Origin of the sequence: Allocoleopsis sp. (assembly GCF_036703385.1) — a bacterium.
Lineage (GTDB): Bacteria > Cyanobacteriota > Cyanobacteriia > Cyanobacteriales > Coleofasciculaceae > Allocoleopsis.
In genome coordinates this window covers 1-5,555 of the sequence record NZ_DATNPA010000668.1, presented here as the reverse complement: position 1 = coordinate 5,555, position 5,555 = coordinate 1, and the positions used below count along the sequence as shown (strand labels likewise).

The following is a 5,555-nucleotide window of genomic DNA, read 5'->3' as shown; positions in this document are numbered from 1 at the left end:
GCAATCAACTCCAAATGATCGCGCTGGCGCTGGAGTTCTTGCCCTAGACACTCCGCTACGGCAGGATCGGTTTGAATGAGAAAATCTAAGTTACTTTGAGTCACTTGCGTTAGTCCCGAAAGATGCGCTTGAGTCAACGATCTTAGCTCTGTTTGCCACTCGATATAGTAGAGATAGTTAAGCTGTATGTTTATCTACACTTCTCTCCCAATACCTAAATTAAGATCAATAGCATCTGGGGCATTAGAGCTAAAGCGGAGGTGTGAGATGTTAGTCATTCTTATGGATGAGCAAATCCTTTCCCCAGCTTGTGTTTGTCAAACCTGTTTACTCGCCGATCAAAGTGGTCAACCTCGCTGGCGTCAAGGCAAACTCGGCTGTGGTCATGCAGTGCGCAAGCTAACTCCCCAGCAACCAGAGCAGTATGAGTGCGAGATGGGGTTCCGCATTGCCAACGTCGAATAGTTGCTAGCAGAGGAAAACGAGAGTATGAATTGGCATCGGCGATCGCACCTCTAGGAGCATATGGGGACATCTACCAGCGTTTCAGACCAGGTAGGCCTTTAGCCTGCGCTATCCTGAATTTAGTCAGAAAAAATAACAAGTAACATCCACAAGGAGAATACACAATGACTTGGCGCGGGTCAACAACAGTGAGAGATCGGATTTTTGCCTCCCTGCCTTATCTACTTCCCCTCTTTTCTGCACTTCCGTTCGGTGTTTTTATCTTTCAACAGTTTCCGGCTTTAGCAGCGATTTTAGTATTGTTGTTAACACCAGTTACTCTTATTTACCGTATTGTACCTTTCCCAGATTTAGTCATTTTTTTCCTATTGTTCTTACTAGTTGTTAGAAATGAAAAAATTCAGCATTTTATTCGATTTAATACAATGCAGGCACTGCTTTTAGATATTCTCATATTTTTATGCAGTCTGCTTTGGAAGTACATGCTGCAACCACTAGGATTCAATTTGGTAACACAAACATTGCTCGCTCTCGTCTTTCTAGCAGCACTGGCAGCCTGTATCTATTCAGTCGTTAAGTCGCTACAAGGACATTACGCCGAAATTCCTTCGCTTTCTGAAGCCGCCTACGCACAAGTCCGCTGACATCTGGCATAGTTTTAATAAGCTACCAATTACGCCTTTTTCAACCTAAAAGTACACAGTTTTTTGTGCAAAGTACAAGGTATTTGGTGCAAGCTCTCTTGTTAAGAGCCATTAACTTGAGAGCCCGTTAACCCAATAGGAAGACTAATAGAAATAGATTGAAATAGCCCTCCTTTGGAACCCATCTCCTCCTAAAGTACTTCTGGAGATGATCGCGCAACAACGGTGTTTTCTAGATGACCGATGCCCTCAATTTCTACACGAACGCGATCGCCAATCTGCATCGGGCCAATTCCGTGAGGTGTTCCCGTTAGAATTACATCTCCTGGTAATAGTGTCATCACCTGGGAAATGTAAGACACCAGAAATTCTGGCGAAAACACCATCTGAGCCAGCAAGGCGGATTGGACGGGCTGCGGATTATCATTCAAAAAGGTTTGTAACATTGCCCCAGCGCTCAGTTCTCGGACAATCCAAGGACCAAGGGGACAAAAGGTATTGAAGCCTTTTGCTCTAGTCCACTGACCATCCTGTTGTTGTAAATCGCGAGCTGTGACATCATTGGCGATCGTGTAACCCCATATTTTGCTCTGAGCTTGCGTGGGTGTGCAGTCTACACAATGTTCACCAATGACGAGAGCTAACTCTCCCTCGTAGTCTACTCGCTGCGACTGAGGAGGATACTGGATTTCGCGATCGGCGGCTGTAATCGATGTCGGAGGTTTCAGAAACAGGAGTGGTTCTTTCGGTACAGAGGTTCCCATTTCTTGTGCATGTTCCGTGTAGTTTTTGCCCACAGCCACAATTTTTGTCGGAGCACAAGGAGCCAGCAGTTCGTAACTGCCCGGTTCTAGCTGTAAATCCGTCGGTTGTCCCTGCAACCAAGGCGGTGCATCGAGAACCTGGATGCTGCGAGTGAGTTGCAACAAGCCGTAGTAGGTTTGTCCTTTAGGAGTTTTGATTCGGACGTAACGCTGCGCCATGATGTGAGATATTCCTTGCTAACTAGAGCGTAAGCCGTCTAAGTTGGGAGTAGATGCTAATTGACCCTGGCGACTAGGTAGAATTAATAGCAGAAAATAGTAAGATTTTAAGTCCTTGCTTCTTCTGTGATTAGGTGGACAGTACCCGATTTTGGGTACTGTCCATCGTCTGAGTGAAGAGGCCAAGCGTCCATAAGGAGACTAACACCCGTGACTAGCACTTACGAAATGATGTACATCCTGCGTCCCGATATGGGAGAGGAGCAGGTTGACCAAGCGATCGCCAAATATGAAAATCTCCTGCGCGAACAGGGTGCAGAGGAACTCGAAATTCAGCATCGCGGCAAGCGCCGTCTGGCTTACGAAATCCAACGGCAACGCGAAGGCATCTATATCCAGATGAACTACAAAGCGCCTGCCACCCATGTGGCAATTGTGGAGCGTGCCATGCGTCTCAGTGAGGATGTGATTCGCTATCTGACCCTGAAGTTGCAAGAGCGAAAAGCCACTCCAGAAGAAGCTCCAGCTGAAGTAGAGGCTTAGTAACACAAAATCAGCCTTTACCAGAAAAGCGGCTCTGTGTGGAAAGTCCGATAGTTATACATTAGAGGTTGCAATTCTCTGGCGTAGCTGCCGAAGGGCTGGTTTTTTATCGAATGTGCCATCATCCCCGTCTGAATTTTTGGTTTAGACGGGGATGCTTATTTGTACCTATTTTCACAAAGGCATCGCGCCTGCTGATGGCGACGATAGTTGCAGTTTCTGGTCACTGGTCACTGGTCACTGAAGAAAGTGCTCAAGCCAATCGCTGTTTTCTCTCCCAGAGATGCGAAAAGCCAATCCTGACCCAGGTAACCAGAGTCGGAAGAAGTGTTTATAGATAACTATTTGTGCTACTTTTCCGTCTGTTTTGTCAGCGAAAACCTGCAACCTTAGCGCCTGTGCCCTTGTGTCCACCAATATGATACTCACGGATACTGCCCCTCATAAAGTTTCGAGCTGGAATCAGCAAACCTATCAACGCTTGAAACTTGCCTTGAGTCTTGGTCTGCGTCGCCAAATTTTTGTGGCGGTGTGTGATGACTTGAGCCTGCGCAACCGTCTGGCAGGTAAATTACATGCCGAGTTAGGCACAATTTCAGCTGCTGCTTCAATGGACGGTCAGGGCAGTCCGAAATTGGTAAGCCTGAAATTAAACTTGAGCGACCCCAATCCTTTAGCCCAAATGGCTCAATGTCTATCACAAAATCGGCAATTCCGAAGTTCTACATCAGTGCCGGGATTCCAAATTTTAGGGGTCGAGCGCTTAACACGACAACCACCGTCGGTGCAGCGATTGTTTCTCAGGCGTTTACAAGCGATTGACCGAAATCTGCGGCGAATGGAATCAACGCTACTGCTGTGGTTGCCACGACCTTGGTTCCATATGATTCAGCAGTCGGTACCAGAATTTTGGCAATGGCACACGGGTATTTTTGAGTTTGAAGGAGAGCCCACTCCTTTGCCCCCAGTTGGTGCTTCTAAACCAGAGGCTTCCCCGAATTCAGTGGGTTTAGAGTCAGGGGCGGTAAAGGGTTCTTTCAGGGAAGATTTGCGATCGCTACTGAGTTATGACTTAGCAGAGAGCGACAAGCGACAGCCTCTTGAGCAAATTACTTGGAAAAAACAACATCCTTATCCTTACAACCCTTCAGAAAACAAGCCAGCCGCATCGGGCACACCTGTCGCTAAAATCGGCTTATCGTCCTTATCCACAACGGATTACACGACAGCGAATCCTTACCCAAGTCCTAACTCCAAAGAGGCCGTGCCCTTAACCCAGAAGGAGCTGGTAACGTCTCAGGAGCAAGTGGGGAAAGGGATATCTATGCCGCTAACCCCTCATTCGGCACTAACCCCTTATGCTGAATTTGGCCTGGGCGATTTAGATCAGGAATTAGAGACACTTCAGATTGATGAACTGATTGCTTATCCTCAATCCCCTACCCTAAATTCTCAATCAAGCGAATCGGCTCAAGATACGCTACCTAGTGGGCAACCCTTGCAACCTCCAGTCGCAACGCCTTCAGAACAGCCGCCCTCACAGCCAACCGAGTCACCCGCTGAGACTTATTTAGAACTGGGTCATTATTATCGCCATGCTATAGAACAGGGAGATGCTTCTGAAGAAAACCTGATGATTGCCATTCAGGCTTATGAGCAGGCGCTGCATTGGTTAGACAAATCTTCGCCGCAAGCCTCAGATATCCTGAATGACCTGGGTAATCTTTACTGGATGCTATCCCGTTGCTCTAGCAGCACGGAGCTTGCACTTTCCTATTTGGAGCAAGCGATTCAAGCCTACCAGCTGGCTTTGGCCAAGCTGACGGCTGAAGAAGCGCCCCACACCTACGCGATGATTCAGAATAATCTGGGAGCCGCTTACGGTGATTTAGCGCGGCATAAAGACCCCGCAGAGAGCTTGGAGCAGTCTATTCGTGCTTATGAAGAAGCCTTGCGCTATCGCCGTGCTGACAGTGACCCGATGAAGTATGCTTCCACACAGAATAATCTGGGAACCGCGCACTGGAATTTAGCTCAGCATCAAGCCTCAGCTGTGAATTTACGAGCTGCGATCGCAGCTTACAAGGAAGCTCTCTACTATTATTCTCCCCAATCGGAGCCTCTCAATTGGGCGATGATTCAAAATAACCTAGGGACTGCCTACTGGAATCTTGCCCAGTACGAACAACCCGAAACCTGGTTACCCCTGGCAACAGCGGCCTATCAGGAGGCCATGAAGTATCGGACACCCGAAGTAGCTCCCGCTGCTTGTGCGGCTACACTCAACAACTTAGGGACAGCCTATTGGCATTTGGCAGACCGTTGTCACGACAAAGCACAACAGCAGGCAGACTATTTAGAACAATGTATTACCGCGTATGAAAAGGCACTAGTTCTGACTCAGCAATTGTCTCAAAATGACCCGCCGATATCGGTTAATTTCGATGTCTTTGCCACTCACAATAACCTAGGATTAGCACACTACCAACTGGCAACAGAGCCGCAATTTTCTTTAGCCCAGCCGTCTAAAATCGCTCATCTTGAAGCGGCTTTAGAGCAACATTCTCAAGTTTGCATAGGTCTTGAGGCACAATCAGATTCATATCAAATGGCTTTTGGCTATATCATTAAAGCGATTCGTGCCATCTATAACGATAGTGGTATTGCTGGGCAAAACCGAGCGCTCTCGAAAGTGCCGGGGCAGTTATTACCGGAGATTTTGCCACGCTTGTAGGAGAGAGAAAGGAGTTGAGCTTTATAATATTCCTGGCTTTTCTCTGCTTCTCGTGTTTGCTCATAGGATGTCTGAAAAGTCGCATGGGATGCTTCACTACGTTCAGCATGACATTTAGATACTCCTCAGACATCCTCTCAAAAAAAGAGCCTTTTACAGGTGTAAATCCTATTGCGGTTATTTCGT

At 47.4% G+C, this 5,555-nt stretch carries 5 protein-coding genes; 4 read left to right on the top strand and 1 reads right to left on the bottom strand.

Annotation, left to right across the window (positions count from 1 at the left end; genetic code table 11):
- Positions 1-267 precede the first annotated feature (267 nt).
- Positions 268-465, top strand: coding sequence for a hypothetical protein (locus tag V6C93_RS31560; RefSeq protein ID WP_333480637.1), 198 nt, complete (start codon positions 268-270; stop codon positions 463-465).
- 164 nt (positions 466-629) lie between these two features.
- The gene (locus V6C93_RS31555) at positions 630-1,109 is read left to right on the top strand and encodes a Tic20 family protein (RefSeq protein WP_333480636.1); all 480 of its coding nucleotides are present in this window, start codon (positions 630-632) and stop codon (positions 1,107-1,109) included.
- A gap of 191 nt (positions 1,110-1,300) precedes the next feature.
- Here the strand turns inward: V6C93_RS31555 and V6C93_RS31550 are convergent, their stop codons facing one another.
- The gene (locus V6C93_RS31550; RefSeq protein WP_333480635.1) at positions 1,301-2,092 is read right to left on the bottom strand and encodes a fumarylacetoacetate hydrolase family protein; all 792 of its coding nucleotides are present in this window, start codon (positions 2,090-2,092) and stop codon (positions 1,301-1,303) included.
- 210 nt (positions 2,093-2,302) lie between these two features.
- Here V6C93_RS31550 and rpsF point away from each other — a divergent pair, with 210 nt between their 5' ends.
- Both rpsF and V6C93_RS31540 read left to right on the top strand, forming a co-directional pair.
- Positions 2,303-2,635 (top strand): 30S ribosomal protein S6, encoded by a 333-nt coding sequence (gene rpsF / locus V6C93_RS31545; protein WP_333480634.1) that lies wholly within the window; start codon positions 2,303-2,305, stop codon positions 2,633-2,635.
- 406 nt (positions 2,636-3,041) lie between these two features.
- Positions 3,042-5,369 (top strand): tetratricopeptide repeat protein, encoded by a 2,328-nt coding sequence (locus V6C93_RS31540; protein WP_333480632.1) that lies wholly within the window; start codon positions 3,042-3,044, stop codon positions 5,367-5,369.
- Positions 5,370-5,555: the final 186 nt, after the last annotated feature.

What these genes read in the sequence shown, in the direction of transcription:
- V6C93_RS31560 (WP_333480637.1), top strand. Translation starts at nt 268, where the DNA reads ATGTTAGTCATTCTTATGGATGAGCAAATCCTTTCCCCAGCTTGTGTT.
- V6C93_RS31555 (WP_333480636.1), top strand. Translation starts at nt 630, where the DNA reads ATGACTTGGCGCGGGTCAACAACAGTGAGAGATCGGATTTTTGCCTCC.
- V6C93_RS31550 (WP_333480635.1), bottom strand. Translation starts at nt 2,092, where the DNA reads ATGGCGCAGCGTTACGTCCGAATCAAAACTCCTAAAGGACAAACCTAC.